This is a genomic window from Flavobacterium tagetis (assembly GCF_016735615.1).
Taxonomy (GTDB): Bacteria; Bacteroidota; Bacteroidia; order Flavobacteriales; family Flavobacteriaceae; genus Flavobacterium; species Flavobacterium tagetis.
Genome location: NZ_JAERSF010000004.1, coordinates 420,368 through 444,974, shown reverse-complemented (window position 1 = coordinate 444,974; position 24,607 = coordinate 420,368). Strand labels below are relative to the sequence as shown.

Genomic DNA, 24,607 nt, shown 5'->3' with positions numbered 1-24,607 from the left:
TCCCTCAATTATCATAAAGCTGCCGGAATGTCTAAGAGCGTTTTTCGCTGTTGCGGGTGCAAAAGTAGAACCTTTTTCCGCTTCTGCAATACTTTTTATCCGCTTTTTTAAATCTTTTTTCAAGTTATTTCTTAACGCACTGATAACGGATGCTTTACATTTTAAGATTTTTCAGTCTTGCGTAAGGTTTTTCTTCGTACGGCCGCGTTTTTGGCATTTTTTGGCGCTTCCGGATTCCCGATTTTGCAGGGTTTTAAGATTTTCAGCTTCTTTTTATATGATTCTCCACCATTTTAAAGGCGGCTTTCCGCCCGAAAGCTTCTTTTGGAAACCTATGCTCTAGCCCCGATAGGAGCGGAAATCCTTTTTGTGCCGGGGTTCGGCACAAAAAGATTGAAGCGCATAGCGGGATTAAGCTCCTAATAAACAGCAAAACCTCAATCTTTTAAATTACAAATTCCAAAACTGGATGCGCTCCACTCAGATCAGCCGGACAAAACACACTTATATTATATATGCACAAAAAAACAAATCCAACAGGGTTGGCAAACTGACCGACTCACCATTAAGGCACAACAAAACTATACTTATATATAATGGAGTAAACTTCTACATATATATTGTATGTATTTTTGTAATCATGTATATTTGCATTCACAAAATTATAAACAATGATCAAGATTACTTTACCCGATGGGTCAATTAGAGAGTTCGCTTCAGGCGTAACTCCAATGGAGGTCGCTAAAAACATTAGCGAAGGTTTTGCTAGAAACGTGATTTCAGCATCTTTTAATGGTACAACTATTGAAACCGAGACTCCATTAACGACCGACGGTAATCTTATATTATATACTTGGAATGATGCTGAAGGTAAAAAAGCTTTCTGGCATTCGACTTCGCACGTAATGGCTCAAGCTCTTGAGGAATTGTATCCTGGAATTAAACTAACTCTAGGACCTGCAATTGCTAATGGTTTCTATTATGATGTAGATTTTGAAGATCAGAAAATTTCTGAAGCTGATTTTAAAAAAATCGAAGACCGTATTCTTGAAATCGCAAGAGGAAAGTTTGATTTTAAAATGCGTCCAGTAACTAAAGCAGAAGCTTTAGAAATGTATAAAGATAACGTTTACAAAACTGAATTGATTTCAAATCTTGAAGACGGAACTATTACTTTCTGCGACCATTCTACTTTTACTGATTTATGCCGTGGTGGACATATTCCAAACACTGGAATTATCAAAGCGGTAAAAATCATGAGCGTTGCCGGCGCTTACTGGAGAGGTGATGAGAAAAACAAGCAGTTGACTCGTGTTTACGGAACTTCTTTCCCTAAGCAAAAAGATTTGACTGAATATCTTGAACTCCTTGAAGAAGCCAAACGTCGTGATCATCGTAAATTAGGAAAAGAACTTGAATTGTTTGCTTTCTCTCAAAAAGTGGGTCAAGGTTTGCCTTTATGGTTGCCAAAAGGGGCTGCATTGAGAGAGCGTTTAGAGCAATTTTTAAAGCGAGCTCAAAAGAAAGCTGGTTACGAGCAAGTTGTTAGCCCACATATTGGACAAAAGGAATTATATGTTACTTCTGGCCACTATGCAAAATATGGCGCCGATAGTTTCCAGCCAATCCATACTCCAGCGGAAGGCGAAGAGTTTTTATTAAAACCAATGAACTGTCCTCACCACTGTGAGATTTACAATGTAAGACCTTGGTCATACAAAGATCTACCTAAGCGTTATGCTGAATTTGGTACTGTTTATAGATATGAGCAATCTGGAGAATTGCACGGTTTAACTCGCGTTAGAGGATTTACTCAGGATGATGCACATATTTTCTGTACTCCAGAACAATTGGACGAAGAGTTCAAAAAAGTAATTGACCTTGTATTATATGTATTTGGTTCTTTAGGTTTTGAAAACTTTACGGCTCAGATTTCATTAAGAGACCAGGAAGACAGAGAAAAATACATTGGTACTGATGAAAACTGGGAAAAGGCAGAAAACGCTATTATCAACGCAGCAAAAGACAAAGGTCTTAATACAGTAGTAGAATATGGCGAAGCAGCATTTTACGGCCCGAAACTGGATTTCATGGTTAAAGACGCTTTAGGAAGACAATGGCAATTAGGAACAATTCAAGTAGATTACAACCTTCCTGAGCGTTTTGATTTGACTTACAAAGGTGCTGATAATGAATTACATCGCCCTGTTATGATTCACAGAGCTCCATTTGGATCAATGGAACGTTTTATAGCAATTTTACTTGAACACACAGCAGGAAATTTCCCACTTTGGCTAATGCCTGAGCAAGCTATTATCTTGTCTTTGAGCGAGAAATACGAAAATTATGCTAAAAAAGTTTTAGATTTGCTAGAAAATCACGAAATTCGCGCCCTAATTGACAACCGAAACGAAACTATCGGTAAGAAAATTAGAGATGCAGAAATGCAGAAAATTCCATTTATGCTTATCGTTGGTGAGGAAGAAGAGAAAAACGGAACGATTTCTATTCGCCGCCACGGACAAGAAGGAAAAGGTAACATTACAGTTTCAATCGAGGAATTTGCTGCGATTGTAGACGAAGAAATAAAAAAGACATTAAAAGTATTTACAGTTTAACTTAAATTAGAAAGTCATAGCAATAAAAAGTAACAGAGGTTTTCAACCTCGAGTAGAAAAGAAAGATGCGCACAGAATAAACAATCTTATTCGTGTTCCTGAAGTACGTCTTGTAGGTGAAAACATTGAACCTGGGGTTTTTAAAATCGCTGACGCGTTACGTTTAGCTGACCAATTTGAATTGGATTTAGTTGAAATTTCGCCAAATGCGGAACCACCGGTTTGTAAAATCATGGATTACAAGAAATTTGTTTACGAACAAAAGAAAAGAGATAAAGCTTTGAAAGCTAAATCTTCTCAAGTTGTAGTAAAGGAAATTCGATTTGGTCCTCAAACAGACGAGCATGATTATGAATTTAAAAGAAAGAACGCTGAAAAATTCTTAAAAGAAGGAGCTAAATTAAAAGCTTTCGTTTTCTTCAAAGGACGTTCTATCATTTATAAAGATCAAGGTCAAATTCTATTATTACGTCTTGCTCAAGATTTAGAGGAACATGGTAAAGTTGAAGCTATGCCTGTTTTGGAAGGAAAGAGAATGATTATGTTCATTGCTCCTAAGAAAAAGAAATAAGTCAAAAGCTTAAAGTCTTAAAGTCGAAAGTCATAAACTGACTTTTGACTTTTGACTTTTGAACTTTTAGACTAAAGATATAAGTAAGTAAGAATAAATTAAAACACTAGGAAAAATGCCTAAAATGAAAACAAAATCTAGCGCTAAGAAACGTTTTAAAGTTACTGGCTCTGGAAAGATTAAAAGAAAGCATGCTTTTAAAAGTCACATCTTGACTAAAAAATCTAAAAAACGTAAATTAGCTTTGACACACTCAGCGCTAGTTCACCAAACAGATATGAAAAGCATCAAACAACAATTAAGAATTATCTAATAATTCTTTAGGTTAAAAAATTATTTATATAACCTTGGAGTATGGCTTTAAGTTCCTTTGATTCAATTCAGGACGCCTGCTACAAAAACACATTAAAATTATGCCAAGATCGGTAAATTCAGTTGCTAAAAGAGCAAGAAGAAAAAAAATAATGAAGCAAGCCAAAGGTTTCTTTGGAAGACGTAAAAACGTTTGGACAGTTGCTAAGAATGCAGTAGAGAAAGCGATGAGCTACGCTTACCGCGATAGAAAACAAAACAAAAGAAATTTCCGTTCATTATGGATTCAACGTATCAACGCTGGAGCTAGATTAGAAGGAATGTCTTATTCTCAATTCATGGGGAAAGTTAAAGCTAACGGAATCGAATTGAACCGTAAAGTTCTTGCAGATTTAGCTATGAATCACCCAGAAGCTTTCAAAGCTATTCTTAATAAAGTAAAATAAAACGTTTTATAAACTCAATTTAAGATTACTTACTTATTATAAAAAAACCATTCGTTTATTCGAATGGTTTTTTGTTTTTATAGCTACTTATTACAAAATGACTAAATAATAAATTAAATTTACTCAAAGTAATTTTATTTAAAATGCAAAACTCACTAATTCATCATATAAAACAATTCATTTCCCTTGAACCTTCGGATATTGATAAATTAGAATCATGCCTAGAAATTTCTAAAATAAAAAAGAAAGAACATATCCTCAAAGAAGGCCAAATTTGCAATACAATGTATTTTGTTGTTAAAGGCTGTATGAGACAATATATCATCAACCCTAAAGGAGCTGAACAAACATTGCAATTTGGTATTGAAAACTGGTGGATTACGGATTATTTGAGTTATCACAATCACATACCATCAAACTTTTATTTGCAGGCCATTGAAAACTCAGAAGTTATTGCTATTGACAAAACTGTTTTAGAATCACTGCTAATTGAAATACCAAATCTAGAAAGGTATTTTAGAATAGTTATGCAAAAAAGTTTTGGCGCTATGCAAATGCGCATCAAATTCTTGTTTACAATGTCGGCAGAAGAAAGGTACCATCACTTTAATGACCATTTTCCAGAATTTGTTCAACGTGTTCCACAATACATGCTTGCCTCCTATCTGGATTTTTCTGCAGAATTTATGAGTAAAATAAGAGCGGGAAAAGTCTAATTTGAATTTCTTGAAGTAGTTCAAGTTTTTGAAAGTATACATTACTGACCTTTGTAATGAACTTTTAAAACATAAAAAAATGAAATCAAGAATCGTTATCCCGAATGTTGCTCCAGAAGCTTATAATGCTTTATTAAATCTAGAAAAATATATCTCATCTACTTCATTAACTCCTATACACAAGGAATTAATTAAAATCCGTGCTTCACAAATTAATGGCTGCGCCTACTGTATCAATATGCATACTGCAGATGCTAGAAAATACGGCATTTCTGAACAAAGAATTTACTTAATAAGCGCATGGCGCGAAGCTGATGTTTATACCGAAGAAGAAAAAGCGATCTTAGCTTTGACAGAACAAGTAACTTTAATCAGCAATCATGTTTCTGATGAAGTATACCAAAATGCCGCTCAATTATTTGATGAAAAATACCTTGCCGAAATCATTTTAGCAATTATTACAATTAATTCTTGGAATAGACTCGCAATTACTACTGGAATGAGAGCCATTTAAATTTTATAAAGATAAGCTTTACAACATTTTAAAATTTTAACAACCCTCACTCTGAGGGTTTGTTTGTATATTATTGTAAATGAATACCCGAAAATAAAAAAAATGCTTTTTTTGCAAAAACAGGTATTTATACTCTTTCATAGGAATTCATATTTTTTATTTTTGGCGCATGATACCAAAAAGAATACATTTAGTTACCTCTATTACCGCTCTTTTATTAGTTCTTTTTTCTTGTCAGAAAGACAATAACGATAATTTGAAAGAACTAAATAACAAGTTAGAAATTCAAAAAAACATAGATAAGGCTGAAGTTTTTCGCCAAAATTATAGTGATACTGATAGTGCTTTTTTTTACTACAACAAGGCAAAGTTGCTTTGCGATCCAAAAAAAGATCCAGATAGTTATGTGAGTATTCTAAACTGCATGGCAGATATCCAACTTAATCATGCTGATTATATTGGAAGCGAAACTACCATAACCGATGCAATTCCTTATTTGAAGTCAATAAAAGATCAAACAAATGTTTGGAATATCTACACAACTTTAGCCACAAACTATCTTCGTACTTATAATCTCAATGATGCTTTACTTTATTATAACAAAGCATTAGGCCTAAAAGTAGATGAACCTAGAAAGTCATTAACAAAAAGTAATATCGGATCTGTTTTGTTAGAACAGCAAAAATACAATGATGCATTACAAATCTTCTTACGTTTATCTGCCCAAAAAGAACTACAACAGAAACCAGAACATAATGCAAAAAATATAAACAATATTGGTCTATGCTATAACAAGATGAATGATCCAAGAGGAATTCAATATCTGAATCATGCTCTAGAAATTAGAAAAGGGCTCAAAAATGTTTCAGGAATTGGTGCTAGTAATTTGCATATTGCAAAATACTATGATGAGACCAAGAATTTTGTTCTAGCCAAAAAACATGCTCAGTTGAGTTATGAAAGTTATACAAAAGCCAACGCTATGGAAGATCGTCTTAACGCACTAGCATTAATTATAAAAAACAGTAATGGGCCAGAGCTAAAGAAAAATTCTTTATTATATGTTGCATTGGTTGACAGTGCTTTTGAGGTTAGACAACGAGCTAAAAATAAATTTGCAAAGATCAAATATGATTCAAAAAGTGAAAAAGAAGAGAACTTAAAGCTTAGAACTCAAAAAGCGCAAAAAGAACTTCAGATAGAAAAACAAAAAAACAGAAATATAATCTCCTATCTTATTATTATTTTAAGTATAATCATCATTTTTATTATATATTACTATTTGACATCAAAAGTTAATAAAGAAAAAATTGAAGCAACATATAGAAGCGAAACTCGAATTGCTAAAAAATTACATGATGAATTAGCCAATGACATTTATCACACGATTGCGTTTACCGAAAATAAAAATCTTTCAATTGCAGAAAACAAAGAACAATTGATGCGCAATCTAGATGCAATTTATACAAGAACAAGAGACATTTCGAAAGAAAACAATCCAATTCCTGCCGATCAAAATTACGTTTTACACTTAAAGCAAATGATTTCTGAATTTAGTACTCCAGATATAAATCTTATGCTTAATGGTCTCAATATAGTTTCGTGGGATTCCATCGACCAAAACAAAAAAGAAGCTATTTACAGAATACTTCAGGAGTTACTTGTGAACATGAAAAAACATAGCAACGCAACATTAGTAAGTATCAGTTTTAAAAAAGTAGAGAAACATATTATTGTAAACTATAATGACAATGGAAAAGGCATTGATTCTAAAAAAATAACTTTTAAGAATGGACTACACAACATCGAAAGTCGTATTTTGAAAATAAGAGGGGAAATTTCATTTGATTCTTTACCAAATAAAGGATTCAAAGCTACATTTAAATTTCCATCTTAAAAATGCGAACAACTTTCCCCTTTATACTTTTTTATAAATTAAAAATGTTTCTTCTATTTTTTGGAATTATTTTTTTAATGCATGCATGCGAAACTAAAACAACTAAAAAAATACAGAAAAAGAAATATTCTGCAGAAATTGAAAAATTTATAGCTAAAGCAGATACATTTTATGATCATAACAAAATTGACAGTTCGCTACTTTATTTCAACAAAGCACTGGCTCTGTCCAATCCAGATGTAAACTATGTCCAATACGTCTATGTTCTTTCTTCTATTGCCGACATCCTTACTATTGACAGTGATTATGCAACGAGCGAAGAATTACTAACAAGAACTCTCCCCTATTTAAGCAAAATAAAAGAACCAATATATGCCCGTAATGTATACTCATTCATGGCATATAACTATCATAACACTTATGATTTTGAAAACGCACTATTATATCACAAAAAGGCACTAAAATTGCCAGCTACATCATTCAAAAAGGCAGTGATTTTAAAAGACATAGCCACAGTTTTCATGGATCAAAAAAAATACAAAACAGCTATCGAAATTCTAAAACCATTAACTTCCGAAAAAATAGTATTTAAGAAGTGGCCTCAATTTGGCAAACAATTTCATGCGGATGTACTTGTAAACCTTGGATATTGTTATTTTAAGCTAAAACAGTCTATAGCAATTAACTATTATAGGGAAAGTTTAAAGATTAATCTCAAAGTAAATAATAAGTATTCTCTATATCATATTTATCGCTTATTCTCAGAGTTTTATCAAGAAAGCAATCCCAAGCTAGCACTTATCTACGCGAAAAAATCATATGAACAAGCTTACCTAGTAAAATCAGCCAGAAACAGAGTAAATTCTCTAGCCCAATTAATACGAACAAGTGAAGGAAATGCGCTCAAAAAATATTCACATGACTACATTAAAATAATTGATAGCATTACTGAAGGAAGAAGGCGTGCAAAAAATCAATTTTCAAACATGAAATATCTTTCCAAAAAAGATAAAGAAGAAAATTTACAACTAAAAACAGATAAAATTGAAAACGAACTTGAATTAGAGAGAGAAAAAAACAGAAATTTTATTTTATACGTCATTATTGCTTTCAGTCTTACATCATTACTATTTTTATTTTATTATTTAGTCTCAAAAGGGCGAAGAGAAAAAATAGATGCTGTATATAAAAGTGAGACCCAAATAGCTAGAAAACTTCACACTGAACTCTCGTATGACATTTACGAAACTCTTTCTTTCGCAAAAAAAAATGAACTAAGTCATGACAATAAAGAAAAGTTTCTATCTCATCTAAACAATATCTATTCGAAGACAAGAAACATATCCAGAGAAAACAGCGAAATACTTACAGATGAAAATTTCGAAAAAGTTCTTAAAGAAATGATTTCCGGGTATTCTAGCTCAAAATTAAACATCATTGTAAATGGTTTAAGTACATTTTCTTGGTCCAAAATTGATCGTGTAAAAAAAATCACTGTTTTTCGCGTTGTTCAGGAAATTTTCAATCAAGTAAAAAATCGTAATTCCTCTCTTGCAAGTATAACATTTAAAATAGATCAAGGAGAAATTATAATAACATACGCAGATAATAGTAGCGAAATCCACAATCAAAATAATTTAAACGAAAGATTTGCTAATATTGAAAACCGTTTAAAATTGATAAAAGGCACTTTTAATGTCTCTTTAAACCAAAATCAAGGCTTTAAGGTTTTAATTAAATTTCCAATATAAATAATATTTTAACCATAAAGTCTTCAAATGAAAATCTTTAATTTAATTAAAATTTTGGTTTCCATATTTTTTTTACTTGTAATTCCAATTTCTTGCGAAAAGGAAAACCAAGTTATTGAAAAAAAGACTGATAATACGGCGGAGGTTAGAAGGCTTACAATAATTGGTGATGCTTATTTTGATAAATCCGAATTTTCAAATGCCTTACAAATTTATGAAAAAGTAATAACCATATCTGATTCTGTAAAAAATAGAGTTGATTATGTTGATGCATTAATATCTATAGCACTTATACAAGAATTCAAAGGCAATTATTTAGAAAGTGAAGCTATAGCTACAAAAGTATTACCACATCTTAAATACCTTAAAAAACCAAGGTTTGCTTGGGAGACATATAAAATTTTTGTTGAGAATTATTTAGCAACAAACGATTATGACAATGCACTAATATATGCTAAAAAAGCATACAATCTAAAAACTAGCGCAAGAAGAAAAACAAATGCATTAGCTAATATAGCACTAGTTTATATGCGTCAGAAGCATTATAAAAAAGCAATCAAAATCTATAAAAAACTAACCACTTACGGATATTATGGAAATAAGAAAAAAACAAATACATTCAAAGATTTTGAATTGCAAGATTATGCAATAATGAAGGACAATATTGGTATTTGTTATGCTAATTTAGGAGATTCTAGAGCGCTACAATACTACCAAGAAGCCCTTAAAATTAGACTAGAATTAAATGATGTATCAAATTTATCGCACAGCTATTCAGGTATTTCTCAATTTTATTTAAAATCTAATCTTACTTTGGCAAAAAAATATGCCGAAATAGCTTATAAATACTCTTGCAAAATAAATGCTTATTCGCAAAAAAAAAATGCTTTAAAAATTTTAATAAATAGCAGTAGAAGAAATGAGTTGAAGAAATATTCTAAGATTTATATTCAATTTACAGACAGCATTAATAAAATTCAATTAACACAGAAAGAGCAGTCTGCTAACATAAAATATAATTTCAAAAAAGATAAAGACGAAAATTTAGAACTAAAAAATGAAAAAGCAGAACATGAATTAGAGATGCAAAGACAAAAAAACAGGAGCTATATTTCTTATGTTGTTATTTCCATTAGCGTTATAAGTCTAGTTTTTATTGTTCTTTATATAACCAAGAAAGGAAAAAGAGACAGAGCAAATGAAGTCTTTAAAAATGAAATGCGAATTTCTGAAAAATTGCAGTTTGAACTTGAAAAAGATATTGACATGATTTTATCATTTTCAAAAAATAGCAACCTTGAAAAAGAAGAAAATAAAGAACAATTTTTAACTCATTTAAACAACATCTATTCAAAGACAAGAAATATATCCAGAGAAAACAGTGAAATACTTACCGATGAAAATTTTAAAAAAGTTCTTAAAGAAATGATTTCTGGATATACAACATCAAATTTAAATATCATGATAAACGGCTTAAGTACATTTTCTTGGGTAAAAATTGATCGTGTAAAAAAAATTACGGTTTTCCGAGTAGTGCAGGAAATTTTTGATCAAACAAAAATGTTTAATAATTCTTCGCTCGTAAGTATAACATTTAAAGAAGACGAGAAAAATATCATAATTACGTATGCTGATAACAGTACCGAAATTCAAAATCAAAATAATTTAAACAAGAGATTTGCTAATATTGAAAACCGTCTTAAATTGGTAAAAGGGATTTTTAATGTCTCTTTAAACCAAAATCAAGGCTTTAAAGTTTTAATTAAATTTCCGCTGTAATGATTAGAGACTTACTCTATTTTATTCAAAAAAAATACATTCTTTTTTGTTTGCTACTCTGTTGTGCAATTTTAATTGCCCTTTTTTCTATGCAATTTTCGGACACTAAAAAACTACCTTTAAGTCCTATCAAAACCAATCGTTTACCAGAAATAAAACAAACATTGGAAAAGGCACATGCTTTTTGGGACACTGGAAAAGGTGACAGTGCCTATTTTTATTTTAATAAAACTCGATTACTATGTGAACCAAAAGAGAATTATGCCGATTATTATGTGGAATCTATAAACTATATTGCAGAAATCTTACAAAGACATGGTGATTATTATGAAGTAGAAAATACACTCGTAAAAGCTTTTCCGTACTTAGACAAGACAACTAATGTTAAGTATGCCGTTAATGCTTATACATTTATGGCTTATAATTATCATTCTACTTATGACTATGAAAAAGCATTATATTATCATAAAAAAGCATTAAAAAAGGCCTTCTCTACATTTAGAAAATCACGTATAATATCTGAAATTGCATTTGTTTACATGCAACAAGGAAAATATCAGGAGGCTGTAGATCTACTAGAACCGATAGCTTGGCTGAACATCGAAGACAAAATTACTCCTTCAAATACTGGTTTTCAACGTACCGCTAAATTATATAATTTGGGACTTTCCTACCTTTATCTTGGAGGCCATAAGCAAGAAGCTTTTAACTGCTTTAATGAAAGTCTAAAAGTAGCACTTACTTTAAATGATGACTATGAACTAATTACCTGCTATTATGCCTTTTATAAATATTATAAAATATACAATAATCCTGAACTCAAAAAAAAGAATATTGAGAAAGCTTATTATTATGCTAAAAAGTCAAATTCTAAACCTTACGAGATTAGTATGTTAGGCTGTTTGATCAAAGCAGAAAATGACGAAAATATTGACAATACGGAAAGTTTAAAAAACCATTTGAAAATTTATATAAGAAAAACAGATAGTCTAATGACTGCCAGAGAAAGAGCAAAAAATCAATTTGCCGATATTATTTATAATTCAAAGAAAGATAAAGAAGAAAACCTAGAGCTTAAAAATCAAAAAGCAGAACATGAATTACAGCTTCAAAGACACAAAAACAGAAGCTTTATTTCTTATGTTGTAATTTCTATTAGCGCTATAAGTCTAGTCTTTATAGTTTTTTATATAACCAAAAAAGGAAAAAGAGAAAGAACCAATGAAATCTTTAAAAATGAAAAACGTATTTCCGAAAAATTAGAGCATGAGCTAGAAAAAGACATCGATAAGATTTTACTGTTTACGGCAAAGAGCGATTTAGAAAAAGAAGAAAACAAAGAAAAACTGTTATCCCATTTAAACAACATTTATTTAACAACAAGAAATATATCTAGAGAAAATAGTGAAATACTCACTGATGAAAATTTTGAAAGTGCTTTAAAAGAAATGATTTCAGAATACATTTCTCCAAATTTAAACATTATAATAAATGGTTTAAATACTTTCTCATGGGCTAAAACTGATCGAGCAAAAAAAATTGTTGTTTTTCGTGCTATCCAGGAAATTTTTAACCAAATGAAAACACTTAACGATGCCACATTAATAAGTCTAATATTTAAAAAAGAAGAAGAAAATATTGTAATACTGTACGCTGATAATGGCCATAAAATCAGGCAAAAATACGGTATTTTAGAAAAAAGACTACAAAATGTGGAAAACCGTATTGAAACAATAAAAGGAACATTTAATTTTGACTCAAATTCAGAAAGTGGTTTTAAAATAAGTTTCAAATTTCCTATATAACCCAATATATGTTTAAAAAAGTTTTAGTTGCCGAAGATTTAGATAGTATCAGCATTGCAGTTGTTCAAGTACTTGAAGAGCTTAAAGTTCCCGTAATCCATCATGTAAAGTATTGCGATGAAGGTTTGCTTAAAGTAAAAAAGGCAATGGCAGACAAAGAACCTTATGATTTATTGATTACAGATTTATCATTTAAATCTGATCATAGAAAAGTAGATTTAAATACTGGTGATGAACTTATTGAAGCTATAAACAAAGTTCAGCCAAACATTAAAAAGATTGTTTTTTCAATAGAAGACAAAAGCTACAGAATTAAAACTCTTTTTAACGAGTTAGGGATCAATGCTTATGTTTCTAAAGGAAGAAATAGTATTTCTGAGTTAAGAAATGCCATTAAAAGCACATTTAACAACGAAGAAAAAATACTTTCTTCAGATCTATCTTTTAATTTCAATGATAAAGCATTAATTGAAATTGAATCGTATGATATTTCGATTTTAAAACTTTTATCTCAAGGATATATTTTAGAAAGTATTTCAAAAGAGTTTAAAGATTTATCTATAACTCCTAACGGAACAAGCAGTATAGAAAAAAGAATCAATAAACTAAAAATATATTTTAAGGCTAACAATAATGTGCATTTGATTGCAATAGCAAAAGATTTCGGATTGGTGTAATTTTTATAATGCTTTACGGTTTCCCGTAAGGATTGCACATCTGATACTGCTACATTTGTGATACTCTATTAATTAACCCAATGAAACCAAAAAGTAAAGCTAGTATTATATTCTCAAAAATTAATACTACACAAAATAAAATTATTATGAAAACAATGTTACTCTGTCTTTTTTTATCTTTAAGTTTTGCTATTATTTCTGAAAAAACCGGCTGGCTTGAAATTGATTGGAAAATAATATTTATTCCAGCATTATTAGTATTGCAAATTATAATTATTGGAACAGCTTTAAAAAATCGATATAAAAAACATTAATTAATTTTCAAGAAGGGCTTAATTATTGCTGGAAAGGAAGATTCATATCAGCTTCATTAATTGTACATGAAAAAAACTCTCCGCCTAGTCTTACTATTATTTACATTTTTATCTTTTGCACAAACCAAAGTTTTGTCATGGAATATTGAAAACTTTGGAAAATCCAAATCAGACGTCCATCTAAATCATATTGCAAAAACAGTTTCCACATACGATATAATTGCTATTCAAGAAGTTGTTGCTGGAAACGGCGGCGCTCAAACTGTTGCAAAGCTTACAGAATTACTTAATCAAAAAGGGAATAAGTGGGACTACATAATAAGCGATCCAACTTCTAGCAGCAGTTACAAAACCGAGCGCTATGCATTTATTTGGAAAACCCACAAGGTCAAATTAAAAAACAAACCTTGGCTAGAGAAAAAATTTAACACAGAAATTGACCGTGAACCTTATTTTGCCACGTTTGAAATTGACAGAAAAACTGTTACTCTCGTCAATTTTCATGCTATAACACAAAAGAAGCAACCTGAAACCGAAATCAAATATTTCAAGTTTTTACCAAACGAATATCCATCTTTAAATCTCGTTTTCTTAGGCGACTTTAATTGTCCCGAAAAACACTCTGTTTTTAATCCGTTAAAAAAAATGGGGTATAGTTCTATATTAAAAAACCAAAAGACAACTCTTAAACATAAATGCAAAAACAATATTTGTCTTGCATCTGAATTTGACAATATTTTTTATAAAACATCAAACCTAAAAGTCATTAATTCTGGTATTATCAAATTTTACGAAGATTTTGACTCCTTACAGAGTGCAAGAAAAATATCCGACCATATTCCGATTTGGTTTGAGTTTTCTTTAAACTAATTTACGTTTTAAGCTTCTTTTTTCGTGCAGCAGGAAACAAAACATTATTCAAAATTAATCTGTATCCCGGCGAATTAGGATGTAAGTCTAAAACTGTTGGCGGGTCTCCTACCTGATGTTGAAAATCTTCTGGATCATGTCCGCCAAAAAAAGTAAACATTCCCTTGCCTTTTTCTCCGTGAATATATCTAGACTCGCCATTTAGTTCGCATGTACCCATAATCAAAATATTTGATTTAATCAATGAGGTATCAAATGACGTTGTTTGCCCCATAAAACCTTTCACTAATTGTGTGTGGTTTTGGCATAACATGCTCGGAATTGGATCCCATTTTGCAGAGAACTCCATTAATGTAAAATAATCTTTCTCCATTATAATCCGTCTTTTCGTCGTCATATCTATATCCGAAAACTCATAAACTTCAGGTCTTCTTTCTAAAGTGAAATTTTTGAAAGCAAAAGAGTTGTTATAGTTTAATTTTGACTGATAATTAGATTCGCTCGGATCTCCGTCAAACATAGTTTCACAAATATCTACGCCATCTGCAGCAAGTGCAATATCAAAACTATCTGTTGCCGAACACATTGCAAACATAAAACCGCCACCAATTACAAAATCTCTAATTTTTTTGGCAACTGCTCCTTTTTCCTGAGACACTTTTGCATATCCTAATTTTGCTGCCAAAGCTTCTGCATCTCTTTTTTGGTCAATATACCAAGGCGTATTTTTATAAGCCGCATAAAATTTCCCATATTGTCCAGTAAAATCTTCGTGATGCAAATGAAGCCAATCGTACATTAGTAACTGATCACTTAAAACTTCTTCATCATAAATTGGAGTAAAAGGAATTTCGGCATAAGTTAGAACCAAAGTTACAGCATCATCCCATGGTTGTTTTCCTTTTGGAGTATATACAGCAATTTTAGGCGCTTTTTCCAAAATCACAGATTCCATATTTTGGGAAGGGCTCGAAATTTCATTTAAAATAGAGGTTTGTTCACTATCTGAAATAACTTCAAAACTAACTCCTCTTATCTTACATTCTTTTCTAATTTCATCTGCATCAGGAAGTAAAAAAGAACCACCACGATAATTTAAAAGCCAACTTGCTTTATAATCTCTGCTCAAACACCAATAAGTAATTCCGTATGCTTTTAAATGATTTTGCTGCGTAGATTCATCCATCGGAAGTAAGATAAATGATGCTCTTGCATTAAATGTAGCGAATAGTATAAAAATGTAGAATAAACTTTTATTCATCAGAAAATTATTTTAGTAAAGATATAAAAGGCTACAACAAAAAAAGAATGCTTACAACCTTTTCTAACATAACAGAATGTTAAATAAAAAACCGTGAAAAAGAACTTTTACCAATTAAAAAACAGGTAAAAACACCTATAATTAGGAAGAATATTCTACATACATTTGCTATCCCAAGTTCATAAAACTAATCGCTGTAAAAATAACCAACTATGAAGTTTAATGAAAGTAATAACCAACAAAAGGGTCTGAATATCATTCAGAAAATAGGTTTATGTGTTCTAGTGATAACAATTATACTGTATTATGTATTGTCAATTCAATTTTTGACAGCATAATTTTAAATTGTTAAAACAGCTAATTCATTTTGGATAGCATAAACAACCAAGCCAGCGATATTTCTTGATTCTGTTTTAAGTAATAAGTTATTTCTGTGTCCTTCTATGGTTCTTGGGCTTAAAAAAAGATGTTCTGCAATCTCTGCGGTAGTTTTCTGCTGGCAAATTAATTGCAAAATTTCAATTTCACGAGGCGAAAGAAAATTTGTCTCTAAACCGCCCCTTGAATTTTTAGGAGAAACTATTGTTTCTTGTATTGTTTTTAAAACATTTTCGTTATAATAGAATCCTTTTTTTGCTACTTCGTTGATTGTATGAATTAAATCTTTTGGAGTCGTATTTTTAATTAAGTACGCTACGGCACCAACTTGAATCATATTTGCTATAAAAGATTTGGTATCGTAACTGGTCAATGCAATAATCTTAATATCTGGAAAGAGTTTTTTTATAATTTTAGTGGCTTCGACTCCGTTTAAGACCGGCATCTTTAAATCCATTATTATTATATCTGGCTTGATTTCTCTCTCGCTTAATTGAGAAATAAGTTCTTCTCCGTTTGAAGCTTCAAAAATAACGTCTATATTTTCTTCTCTCTGTAGTAAAAAAGAAATTCCTTTTCGAAACAAAATTTCATCGTCGACTAGGGCAATTTTTATAGCAGCATTCATCTTATTTGTTTTTGGTCGTTTAATTTGGTTTATCGAAATTACAAAATATGATCTAGAAAAAGTCTAAATACCCCATTTTATTGAACCAAAAACCTTAATAAAACATATATTTTTACCTAAAAAGTAAAATTCACAACAATACCCTTATTAATTTCAGAGTTAATTTCTATTGTTCCCTGTAAAAATGATATTCGGCTGTCTATATTTTTCATTCCTAAACCTTTCTGATTTTCTGCATTTGAACTATCAAAACCAACACCATTATCTTTATAATCGCAAGTATTAATTCCGTTTATACTAGCAAACGAGATCCATATTTCTGTTGCTTTTCCATGACGAATCGAATTATTCATAAGTTCCTGCAAAATTCTGAAAACATGTAAATGTCTATCTATATCTTTTTCATCAAAATCAATTTCGTTCTTGTAATGCGTTTTTACCGACTTACTGCTTTCAAATTCTTCACATAATTCTTCTATACCAGCATGTAATCCGAATTTCTCAAAAACTGGCGGCAACAAATTATGAGCAATCTTTCTAGAATTATCTAATGCCTTTGTTGTCAAAGCGATTATATTTTCTGTAATTTCTGCAGTTTCAGCTTCAGTTAAGTTTGGCGCTGTAAGCAAATGGCTGTTTAAGGAAACTATATTTAATTTTGAACTAATATCATCATGCAAATCTTGTGCAATTCTTTTACGTTCCTCTTCCTGTGTTACAATAATGGCATGTAGTTGTTCTTTTTGATATTGAAGTATTAAATCTATTTTCTCTAATTCTTTTTGAATAATTTTTTTTCTAGAAAAGTAAAAAAATACGATTAATACAACTGCTAGAATCATAAGAAACATAGAGATATACAAAATAATTGCAACAATCTCTTTTTCTGGCAATGCATGTACAGTCATCTTTATATAGCAACATTAATTAGCAACATCCTTTGATAAATTCTTTTTCCAATCATACAAAATAAATCCATAATACATAACTAGCAAAATAGAATTTAACTGCCAGCTTAAAAATTTAAACTCTTTACTTAGGTTGTGAGTTAAATTACCAATTAAAAACAATACTGTACTGGTCAACAAATAGAACACAACAGCAATACTAATGTAATAGTATTCTTTGCTTTCTGTAAGCATGTTGTAAAAATGAATTAAGGCAAAAATTACAACTAATAGAGAAGTCAAAGTTATTTCGAACAAATTGAAACGTAAAAACTGATTCCAGTCTATTATAAATTGAACCGCGAGTATTAATAGTGCTACGACAATACTAATCAGCACAAAGTTCTTTTGCCTTTTTAAATTAAAAATAGATTTATAGAATAACCCCAATAGAATCATTTGCCCGATGATAAAAATATTCACTAGAAATAAATTATTCATGCGAAGATGATACATAACTTCCATTGAAAATTGCATTACAAAAGAAAATGCAAGGTAACTTACAAAAAAAACATTAGCTTTTTTCTTTCGAAAAAAGCTATATGTATATAAAATTAGGTCTATCGTTAAAACAAAATAGCCTAAGTATATAAAAAAATCAAACATTCTTATGGGTTTAATGGGCTATCTGGGTCACCATAAGGAGGAACTGGGCGAGCACCATCATAAACAACATCTCCACCAGTTAATAATCCGTCATTTCTGAAAACATCAACATAAATTTTCTTTTCAGGATCCCATTTTGCACCAACAAATATTAAAGTCTGTTCTCCATAATTATTAATTCCGTTATAAGCACGAACAGCTTGAATATCCTGATCTAATACTAATTTTAAAGTTTCTAATGGAATTAAGAAACCGTCAACTTTTTTTCTTTTTCCTTCTTCAATTCCTCTATCCTTACGGTAATTATCTGCCCATGTAATACCTTCAGACAAAGAAATTTTAATACTTTCTGAATTTAATTCTTCACTCATAATTTAAAATTTGTTTATTGGTTAATGATTTAAAAAAACTAATAGTTTGTAATTGGTTCAGCTAAACTACTGATTTTTATTAGAAAATTAACACTTAAACATAAAAAAAGCCTTAATAATAAGGCTTTTTAACTTTTAAAATGGAACATCGCTGTCGTCATCGTCGTCATTTAAATTACTTCCGAAGGCTTCATTAGCTGAAGGCAAATTATTAGTAATAAACGGATTATCATCGTGATTCATTTTTGAAGGCAAATCATCGTAGCTGCCAGAAAATTCATCAAGATTATCAAATTTTCCTAAGTGACCTAAAAATTTCAAACGAATATTTTCAATACCACCATTACGGTGTTTAGCGATCATAATTTCGGCCTGGCCAGCAGTTGGCGAAGCTTCTTCATCATCCCATTCCTCAATTTTATAATATTCTGGTCGGTATAAGAACGAAACGATATCGGCATCCTGCTCAATTGCTCCAGATTCACGAAGATCCGAAAGCAAAGGTCTTTTACTAGAACCACGCGTCTCAACAGCACGCGACAACTGAGAAAGTGCAATAACCGGAACGTTAAGTTCTTTTGCCAAAGCTTTTAAGTTTCGAGAAATTGTTGAAATTTCCTGCTCACGATTTCCTCCTCCTTTAGCATTTCCTCCCGCTGTCATCAACTGCAAATAATCTATAATGATAATTTTAATACCATGCTGCGAAGCTAAACGACGGCATTTTGCTCTTAAATCGAAAATAGAAAGTGATGGTGTATCATCAATAAATAAAGGCGCTTTCTCTAAATCTTTTACTTTAGTACTCAACATTGTCCATTCATGAGCTTCTAATTTACCTGTACGCAATTTTTCTGAAGACAATCCTGTTTCAGAAGAAATAAGCCTTGTAATTAACTGAACAGATGCCATCTCTAGAGAGAACAAAGCTACTCCATGTCCATATTGAATAGCAATATTTCTTGCCATAGAAAGTACAAATGCCGTCTTTCCCATCGCTGGTCTGGCCGCAATAATAATTAAATCACTAGGCTGCCATCCAGACGTTAGCTTATCCAAATTATGAAAACCAGTTTCTACCCCACTTAATCCTTCTTTTTTAGAAATCTCCTCAATTTTCTTCTTAGCTTGTAAAACTAAACTCTGAGCAGTTTCGGAACTACGCTTGATATTTCCTTGTGTAACTTCGTATAATTTAGATTCAGCTTGATCCAATAAATCAAAAACGTCTGCACTTTCATCATATGATGCTTCAATAATTTCTGAAGAAATTCTAATCAAACTTCTTTGAATAAATTTCTGAAGAATAATACGCGAGTGAAATTCAATATGCGCTGAAGAAGCAATTTTCTGCGTAAGCTGAATCAAATAAAAATCTCCACCTGCCAAATCCAACTTTCCATTTTTCTTTAACTGAGTCGAAACTGTTAAGATATCGATTGGCTGAGTTTCAGTAAAAAGTTGCAAAATCGCTTCAAAAATATGTTTGTGTGCATCTTTGTAAAAAGCTTCAGCCTGCAAAATATCAATTACATCATCTACCCCTTTTTTATCAATCATCATCGCACCTAACACAGCTTCTTCCAAATCAAGAGCTTGAGGTGGCAACTTTCCTTTTTCTAAGTTGATAATTGTGGTTTTGTCGACCTTAACAGGGTTTAAGTTTTTGAAATTTTCCATATAGCGAAAGTAGCAAAATTTAAAAAAAATCTGCTATCTAGTTATAACTAATAATTGTTTATAAATAATTCTGATTTGTTCATAACCAAAAAAAAATCCGAAACTGTAAGGCTTCGGATTTTAAGTCTTTTTTTATGAATTTACTCTTTATACTCGCCCATATTACTGTATTTGTCCATTCTTTGGGCAATTAGGTCAGCTGTTGATAAGTCTTTCAATTCATTATATCCTTTAGTGATGTATTCTGCAACAGTTTTAAAAGTTGTTTCACGGTCATAATGCGCTCCACCTAGTGGTTCAGGAATTACATCATCAACAAGTTTTTGTTTTTTCATGTCAGAAGAAGTCAGTTTTAAAGCTTCTGCTGCACGTTCTTTGTACTCCCAGCTTTTCCATAAAATAGAAGAGCAAGATTCTGGAGAAATTACAGAATACCAAGTATTTTCTAACATATAAACACGATCTCCAACACCAATTCCTAAAGCTCCACCAGAAGCACCTTCACCTACAATAATCGTAATGATTGGCACTTGCAGACGAACCATTTCGAAGATATTTCTAGCAATAGCTTCTCCTTGTCCTCTTTCCTCAGCTTCAAGTCCTGGATATGCACCCGGAGTATCTACCAAAGTTAAAACTGGAATTCCGAATTTCTCAGCCATTTTCATTAAACGCAAAGCTTTACGGTATCCTTCTGGGTTAGCCATACCGAAATTACGGTATTGACGTGTTTTTGTATTAAAACCTTTTTGCTGACCGATAATCATAAACGACTGTCCGTTTATTTTACCAAGACCACCAACCATTGCTTTGTCATCTTTAAAACCTCTGTCTCCATGAAGTTCTAAGAAAGTGTCTCCACAGATTGCTCTAATGTAGTCTAAAGTATAAGGTCTATTTGGATGTCTTGACAATTGTACTCTCTGCCAAGCCGTAAGGTTTTTATATATTTCTTTTTTAGTCTCTACTAATTTTTTGTTGATTTCCTTGCACGTCGGCGTTACGTCAACGTCAGATTCTTTTCCAATAATAACGCACTTTTCTAACTGTTCTTCAAGTTCTTTAATTGGAAGCTCAAAATCTAAATATTCCATGGATTTTTGAATTTTGTTTGTAAATCGAACCGCAAATATAAAAATATTATATCATTGGCGAAGTTAATTGTTATTTAAAGTATAAAAATGCAATTTAAAAATAAGGAAACTATTACAAGTTTTCTTTCTTGTTCTGATAATGCTTGAAAACACCATTTAGAATAACTGTTATAATAATAATGACAGCCCCTATATAAAATTCAACGCTCATTTTTTCTTTTCCTCCTAATATGAAATAAGCTAAAACTATTCCGTAAACTGGCTCTAAATTGGTGGTTAACATTACAGTATAAGGTGTCAATCTCTGCATTACTTTTACTGATGCTGTAAAGGCGTAAGCTGTACAGATTGAAGCTAAAATCAATAATAAAACCCAGTTATTTAAAGACATTTGGAAGAAATCGGCTGTGAATTTCCCTTGAAATAAAAAATAAATCGTAATAAAGAAAACTCCCGCTCCAAATTCATAAAATGTAATTACTGAAGGTTCGTGATCTGAAATCAATTTCCCATTCATCAAAGTAAATAAAACACCTAAAATGATTGCAGCTAAGGCATAATAAACGCCTTCGAGATATTTTATTTCAACCTGAAGAATAAGTCCTAAACCAGCAATTATTACAAGTCCGAAAAGAACTTCATACCAAAGCACTTTTCTTCCGTAAAATAATGGTTCTAACAAAGAGGCAAAAAATGCTCCTAATGAAAATATGGAAAGTGTAATTGAAACGTTGGAAACATGAATTGCTTTAAAAAAGAAAATCCAATGAAGCGCAATCAATAATCCGACAAAAATTAATTTGAAAAATTCTTTTATCGGGACTTGAAAAGACTGTTTTTTAAACGCAATAAATCCGCCAAGAAAAATCATTGCAATTAACATTCTGTACCAAACCAGATTTTCGGCATCAATTGTAATTAAAGCGCCCAAAATGGCTGTAAAACCCCAGATAAAAACAATTAAGTGAAGATTTAAATAACTTTTTAAATTATCGTTTCGCATTACGTAATAAGTAAACTGCTAAAATTCCGAAAACAATATTCGGGAACCAAACAGCTAATAAAGGTGAAAATGTAGATTTTTCGGCAAGTGTACCAAAGATTTTATCAAAGAATACAAATGAAAATGCAATCGCAATTCCGATAGCAAGGTTCATTCCCATTCCGCCACGGCGTTTCATAGAAGAAACCGAAACCGCGATAATCGTTAAAATAAATGCTGAAACTGGTATGCTGTATTTTTTATAAAGAACAACCAAATAGGTATTAATATTTCCTGAACCTCTTTTTCTTTCTTTTTCAATAAAATCTATCAATTTGCCTAAAGTCAATGTTTCGGCAATATAAACTACTGGCGTTAAATCTGCCAATTCAAATTTGAAAGCAACGTTTTTTTCAGGAGCTTTTTCTAATACGTCGTTTAACTCTCCTACTGTTCTTTTAGTATAATCGTATAAAACGTAAATCTTCTTTTTTGGATCCCATTTAATACGGCTTGCAGTAATTTTATAAGTTAGTTTTTCTTTTTCAAAATGCTCTAATGAAAAATTGAAAGCTGTTTTTGATTCTTCATTAAAACTGTTTACAAAAATAAAATCATGATCGTTGATTTGTCTGAAAACATTGGTGTTTTCACCTCGCATGAGTTCTTTTCCGTTTCCTTTCAGATAAGTATATCTAAAATTATTGTAGCCCTCACTGGCTGCAGGAACAATAAAAAATCCCATAAGCAATACAAAAATTGAGACAATAGTTGCACCAATAATATAAGGTCTTAAGAAACGCGTAAATGAAATTCCTGAACTTAAAATCGCAATAATCTCTGTATTATTTGCCAGCTTTGAAGTAAACCAAATTACCGATAAAAACAAAAATATCGGAAACAGCGAATTAATAAAGTAGATTGTAAAATTATAATAATAGAAAGCAATATCTCCAAACGGAATCTTGTTTTCGAGCATTTTATTTACTTTTTCAGAAACGTCAATTACAATTCCGATTGGTGCAAATAAAAGCAACATCACAGAGAAAGTTCCCAGATATCTTTTTAAGATGTATTTATCTATTATTGAAAGCATATAGTTTTATTGTTTCAAGTTTTTTTAGTTTCAGGTTTCAAGTTGTTGGATTTCTTTCTGCAGAGAACTTGAAACCTGAAACTTGAAACTTTAAATTCTTAAAGACGCTGACTCATATTTTTAACCATCATTTCTTTCCATGGTCTAAAATCGCCCGCTAAGATATGTTTTCTAGCTTCACGAACCAACCACATGTAAAAACCAAGATTATGAATGGTTGCAATTTGCTTTCCTAAATATTCATTAGCCGCAAACAAGTGGCGTAAATATGCTTTTGTATATTCTGTATCAACAAAAGTGTGTCCCATTTCATCAATTGGAGAAAAATCTGCTTCCCACTTTTTATTCTTGATATTGATAGTTCCGTTTGCTGTAAACAACATTCCATTTCTAGCATTACGAGTTGGCATAACACAGTCAAACATATCAATTCCTAACGCAATATTTTCTAAAATATTAATTGGGGTTCCAACACCCATTAAATAACGAGGTTTATCTTCAGGAAGAATTTCACAAACCACTTCGGTCATCGCATACATTTCTTCAGCTGGCTCTCCTACAGAAAGCCCTCCAATTGCATTTCCTTGCTGTCCTGCATTAGCAATATATTCAGCCGACTGACGACGAAGATCTTTATAAGTACTTCCTTGAACAATTGGAAAGAATGTTTGTTCGTAACCATATTTATAAGGTACTTTTTCTAAATGATTGATACATCTATCTAACCAACGATGCGTCATATGCATAGAACGCTGTGCATAACGGTAATCACAAGGATAAGGTGTACATTCATCAAATGCCATAATAATATCAGCACCAATTGTGCGCTGAATTTCCATTACATTTTCTGGTGTAAAAAAGTGATAAGAACCATCAATATGCGATTTGAACTTTACTCCTTCTTCTTTAATTTTTCTGTTTGAAGAGAGAGAATATACCTGATATCCTCCAGAATCTGTCAAAATATTACGATCCCAGTTCATGAACTTATGAAGACCACCAGCTTTTTCTAAAATTTCTGTCTGCGGACGCAGATACAAATGATAGGTATTTCCAAGAATAATATCCGGATTAATCTCTTCCTTAAGCTCACGCTGATGCACTCCTTTTACAGAAGCAACAGTTCCAACTGGCATAAAAATAGGAGTTTCTATAACTCCGTGATCTGTGGTAATACTTCCCGCTCTTGCCTTAGACTGCGGATCTTTTTGTAATAAATCAAACTTCATCTGTTTCTTTTTTCAGAGCGCAAAGATAGTTTAATTTCAGGGAAATTTTATGAATTAGAAAATTT

23 protein-coding genes are annotated in these 24,607 nt (G+C 31.3%); 13 read left to right on the top strand and 10 right to left on the bottom strand.

Translation table 11 applies throughout. From position 1 onward, the window contains the following. The first annotated feature begins 671 nt into the window (after positions 1-671). The 13 genes from thrS (at position 672) to JI750_RS19840 (ending at position 14,270) form a co-directional block, all read left to right on the top strand. Positions 672-2,618, top strand: a complete 1,947-nt coding sequence (gene thrS / locus JI750_RS19900; RefSeq protein WP_202006172.1) for a threonine--tRNA ligase — start codon at positions 672-674, stop codon at positions 2,616-2,618. Between the two features lie 16 nt (positions 2,619-2,634). Next, positions 2,635-3,189 (top strand): translation initiation factor IF-3, encoded by a 555-nt coding sequence (gene infC / locus JI750_RS19895; RefSeq protein WP_095931668.1) that lies wholly within the window; start codon positions 2,635-2,637, stop codon positions 3,187-3,189. Positions 3,190-3,304: 115 nt separating this feature from the next. Then, the gene (gene rpmI, locus JI750_RS19890) at positions 3,305-3,502 is read left to right on the top strand and encodes a 50S ribosomal protein L35 (protein WP_026727505.1); all 198 of its coding nucleotides are present in this window, start codon (positions 3,305-3,307) and stop codon (positions 3,500-3,502) included. Between the two features lie 100 nt (positions 3,503-3,602). Then, complete coding sequence (gene rplT, locus JI750_RS19885; RefSeq protein WP_008464948.1) at positions 3,603-3,947, top strand: 50S ribosomal protein L20; 345 nt, start codon at positions 3,603-3,605, stop codon at positions 3,945-3,947. 143 nt (positions 3,948-4,090) lie between these two features. Beyond that, on the top strand, positions 4,091-4,663 hold the full coding sequence (locus tag JI750_RS19880; RefSeq protein ID WP_202006171.1) for a Crp/Fnr family transcriptional regulator: 573 nt from the start codon (positions 4,091-4,093) through the stop codon (positions 4,661-4,663). 79 nt (positions 4,664-4,742) lie between these two features. Next, positions 4,743-5,177, top strand: a complete 435-nt coding sequence (locus tag JI750_RS19875) for a carboxymuconolactone decarboxylase family protein (protein ID WP_202006170.1) — start codon at positions 4,743-4,745, stop codon at positions 5,175-5,177. A gap of 169 nt (positions 5,178-5,346) precedes the next feature. After that, the gene (locus tag JI750_RS19870; RefSeq protein WP_202006169.1) at positions 5,347-7,074 is read left to right on the top strand and encodes a tetratricopeptide repeat-containing sensor histidine kinase; all 1,728 of its coding nucleotides are present in this window, start codon (positions 5,347-5,349) and stop codon (positions 7,072-7,074) included. Positions 7,075-7,076: 2 nt separating this feature from the next. Then, positions 7,077-8,825, top strand: coding sequence for an ATP-binding protein (locus JI750_RS19865; RefSeq protein WP_202006168.1), 1,749 nt, complete (start codon positions 7,077-7,079; stop codon positions 8,823-8,825). A gap of 27 nt (positions 8,826-8,852) precedes the next feature. Then, positions 8,853-10,604: an ATP-binding protein gene (locus JI750_RS19860; protein ID WP_202006167.1), complete on the top strand. Its 1,752-nt coding sequence runs from the start codon at positions 8,853-8,855 to the stop codon at positions 10,602-10,604. Further along, the gene (locus tag JI750_RS19855; protein WP_202006166.1) at positions 10,604-12,409 is read left to right on the top strand and encodes a tetratricopeptide repeat-containing sensor histidine kinase; all 1,806 of its coding nucleotides are present in this window, start codon (positions 10,604-10,606) and stop codon (positions 12,407-12,409) included. The genes JI750_RS19860 and JI750_RS19855 overlap by 1 nt, the downstream gene beginning before the upstream one ends. An 8-nt stretch (positions 12,410-12,417) precedes the next feature. Beyond that, complete coding sequence (locus JI750_RS19850) at positions 12,418-13,086, top strand: response regulator (protein WP_202006165.1); 669 nt, start codon at positions 12,418-12,420, stop codon at positions 13,084-13,086. A gap of 146 nt (positions 13,087-13,232) precedes the next feature. After that, on the top strand, positions 13,233-13,400 hold the full coding sequence (locus JI750_RS19845) for a hypothetical protein (RefSeq protein ID WP_202006164.1): 168 nt from the start codon (positions 13,233-13,235) through the stop codon (positions 13,398-13,400). A 66-nt stretch (positions 13,401-13,466) separates the two neighbouring features. After that, positions 13,467-14,270 (top strand): endonuclease/exonuclease/phosphatase family protein, encoded by an 804-nt coding sequence (locus JI750_RS19840; RefSeq protein ID WP_202006163.1) that lies wholly within the window; start codon positions 13,467-13,469, stop codon positions 14,268-14,270. Position 14,271: 1 nt separating this feature from the next. Here the strand turns inward: JI750_RS19840 and JI750_RS19835 are convergent, their stop codons facing one another. From JI750_RS19835 to tgt, 10 genes are all read right to left on the bottom strand, one after another. Next, the gene (locus tag JI750_RS19835) at positions 14,272-15,531 is read right to left on the bottom strand and encodes an asparagine synthetase B (protein WP_202006162.1); all 1,260 of its coding nucleotides are present in this window, start codon (positions 15,529-15,531) and stop codon (positions 14,272-14,274) included. 340 nt (positions 15,532-15,871) lie between these two features. Then, positions 15,872-16,537, bottom strand: coding sequence for a response regulator transcription factor (locus JI750_RS19830; protein WP_202006161.1), 666 nt, complete (start codon positions 16,535-16,537; stop codon positions 15,872-15,874). Positions 16,538-16,653: 116 nt separating this feature from the next. Continuing rightward, the gene (locus JI750_RS19825) at positions 16,654-17,445 is read right to left on the bottom strand and encodes a sensor histidine kinase (protein ID WP_202006160.1); all 792 of its coding nucleotides are present in this window, start codon (positions 17,443-17,445) and stop codon (positions 16,654-16,656) included. A gap of 15 nt (positions 17,446-17,460) precedes the next feature. Beyond that, a complete protein-coding gene (locus JI750_RS19820; RefSeq protein ID WP_202006159.1) occupies positions 17,461-18,090 on the bottom strand; it encodes a hypothetical protein in 630 nt (209 codons plus the stop codon). 2 nt (positions 18,091-18,092) lie between these two features. After that, positions 18,093-18,461, bottom strand: a complete 369-nt coding sequence (locus JI750_RS19815; protein ID WP_202006158.1) for a hypothetical protein — start codon at positions 18,459-18,461, stop codon at positions 18,093-18,095. Positions 18,462-18,596: 135 nt separating this feature from the next. Continuing rightward, positions 18,597-20,141, bottom strand: a complete 1,545-nt coding sequence (dnaB, locus tag JI750_RS19810) for a replicative DNA helicase (RefSeq protein WP_177212315.1) — start codon at positions 20,139-20,141, stop codon at positions 18,597-18,599. A gap of 140 nt (positions 20,142-20,281) precedes the next feature. Beyond that, positions 20,282-21,235 (bottom strand): acetyl-CoA carboxylase carboxyltransferase subunit alpha, encoded by a 954-nt coding sequence (locus JI750_RS19805; RefSeq protein ID WP_202006157.1) that lies wholly within the window; start codon positions 21,233-21,235, stop codon positions 20,282-20,284. Between the two features lie 112 nt (positions 21,236-21,347). Continuing rightward, positions 21,348-22,238: a DMT family transporter gene (locus JI750_RS19800; protein WP_202006156.1), complete on the bottom strand. Its 891-nt coding sequence runs from the start codon at positions 22,236-22,238 to the stop codon at positions 21,348-21,350. Next, the gene (locus JI750_RS19795) at positions 22,225-23,313 is read right to left on the bottom strand and encodes an LptF/LptG family permease (protein ID WP_202006155.1); all 1,089 of its coding nucleotides are present in this window, start codon (positions 23,311-23,313) and stop codon (positions 22,225-22,227) included. The genes JI750_RS19800 and JI750_RS19795 overlap by 14 nt, the downstream gene beginning before the upstream one ends. 98 nt (positions 23,314-23,411) lie before the next feature. Beyond that, positions 23,412-24,542 carry a tRNA guanosine(34) transglycosylase Tgt gene (tgt, locus tag JI750_RS19790; RefSeq protein ID WP_109190358.1) on the bottom strand — a complete coding sequence of 377 codons (1,131 nt, stop codon included), beginning with the start codon at positions 24,540-24,542 and terminating at the stop codon, positions 23,412-23,414. Positions 24,543-24,607: the final 65 nt, after the last annotated feature.

Bases quoted from the DNA above. Each gene is read 5' to 3' on its own strand.
- thrS (WP_202006172.1), top strand. From the start codon at position 672: ATGATCAAGATTACTTTACCCGATGGGTCAATTAGAGAGTTCGCTTCA.
- rpmI (WP_026727505.1), top strand. From the start codon at position 3,305: ATGCCTAAAATGAAAACAAAATCTAGCGCTAAGAAACGTTTTAAAGTT.
- rplT (WP_008464948.1), top strand. From the start codon at position 3,603: ATGCCAAGATCGGTAAATTCAGTTGCTAAAAGAGCAAGAAGAAAAAAA.
- JI750_RS19880 (WP_202006171.1), top strand. From the start codon at position 4,091: ATGCAAAACTCACTAATTCATCATATAAAACAATTCATTTCCCTTGAA.
- JI750_RS19875 (WP_202006170.1), top strand. From the start codon at position 4,743: ATGAAATCAAGAATCGTTATCCCGAATGTTGCTCCAGAAGCTTATAAT.
- JI750_RS19870 (WP_202006169.1), top strand. From the start codon at position 5,347: ATGATACCAAAAAGAATACATTTAGTTACCTCTATTACCGCTCTTTTA.
- JI750_RS19865 (WP_202006168.1), top strand. From the start codon at position 7,077: ATGCGAACAACTTTCCCCTTTATACTTTTTTATAAATTAAAAATGTTT.
- JI750_RS19860 (WP_202006167.1), top strand. From the start codon at position 8,853: ATGAAAATCTTTAATTTAATTAAAATTTTGGTTTCCATATTTTTTTTA.
- JI750_RS19855 (WP_202006166.1), top strand. From the start codon at position 10,604: ATGATTAGAGACTTACTCTATTTTATTCAAAAAAAATACATTCTTTTT.
- JI750_RS19850 (WP_202006165.1), top strand. From the start codon at position 12,418: ATGTTTAAAAAAGTTTTAGTTGCCGAAGATTTAGATAGTATCAGCATT.
- JI750_RS19845 (WP_202006164.1), top strand. From the start codon at position 13,233: ATGAAAACAATGTTACTCTGTCTTTTTTTATCTTTAAGTTTTGCTATT.
- JI750_RS19840 (WP_202006163.1), top strand. From the start codon at position 13,467: ATGAAAAAAACTCTCCGCCTAGTCTTACTATTATTTACATTTTTATCT.
- JI750_RS19835 (WP_202006162.1), bottom strand. From the start codon at position 15,531: ATGAATAAAAGTTTATTCTACATTTTTATACTATTCGCTACATTTAAT.
- JI750_RS19830 (WP_202006161.1), bottom strand. From the start codon at position 16,537: ATGAATGCTGCTATAAAAATTGCCCTAGTCGACGATGAAATTTTGTTT.
- JI750_RS19825 (WP_202006160.1), bottom strand. From the start codon at position 17,445: ATGACTGTACATGCATTGCCAGAAAAAGAGATTGTTGCAATTATTTTG.
- JI750_RS19820 (WP_202006159.1), bottom strand. From the start codon at position 18,090: ATGTTTGATTTTTTTATATACTTAGGCTATTTTGTTTTAACGATAGAC.
- JI750_RS19815 (WP_202006158.1), bottom strand. From the start codon at position 18,461: ATGAGTGAAGAATTAAATTCAGAAAGTATTAAAATTTCTTTGTCTGAA.
- dnaB (WP_177212315.1), bottom strand. From the start codon at position 20,141: ATGGAAAATTTCAAAAACTTAAACCCTGTTAAGGTCGACAAAACCACA.
- JI750_RS19805 (WP_202006157.1), bottom strand. From the start codon at position 21,235: ATGGAATATTTAGATTTTGAGCTTCCAATTAAAGAACTTGAAGAACAG.
- JI750_RS19800 (WP_202006156.1), bottom strand. From the start codon at position 22,238: ATGCGAAACGATAATTTAAAAAGTTATTTAAATCTTCACTTAATTGTT.
- JI750_RS19795 (WP_202006155.1), bottom strand. From the start codon at position 23,313: ATGCTTTCAATAATAGATAAATACATCTTAAAAAGATATCTGGGAACT.
- tgt (WP_109190358.1), bottom strand. From the start codon at position 24,542: ATGAAGTTTGATTTATTACAAAAAGATCCGCAGTCTAAGGCAAGAGCG.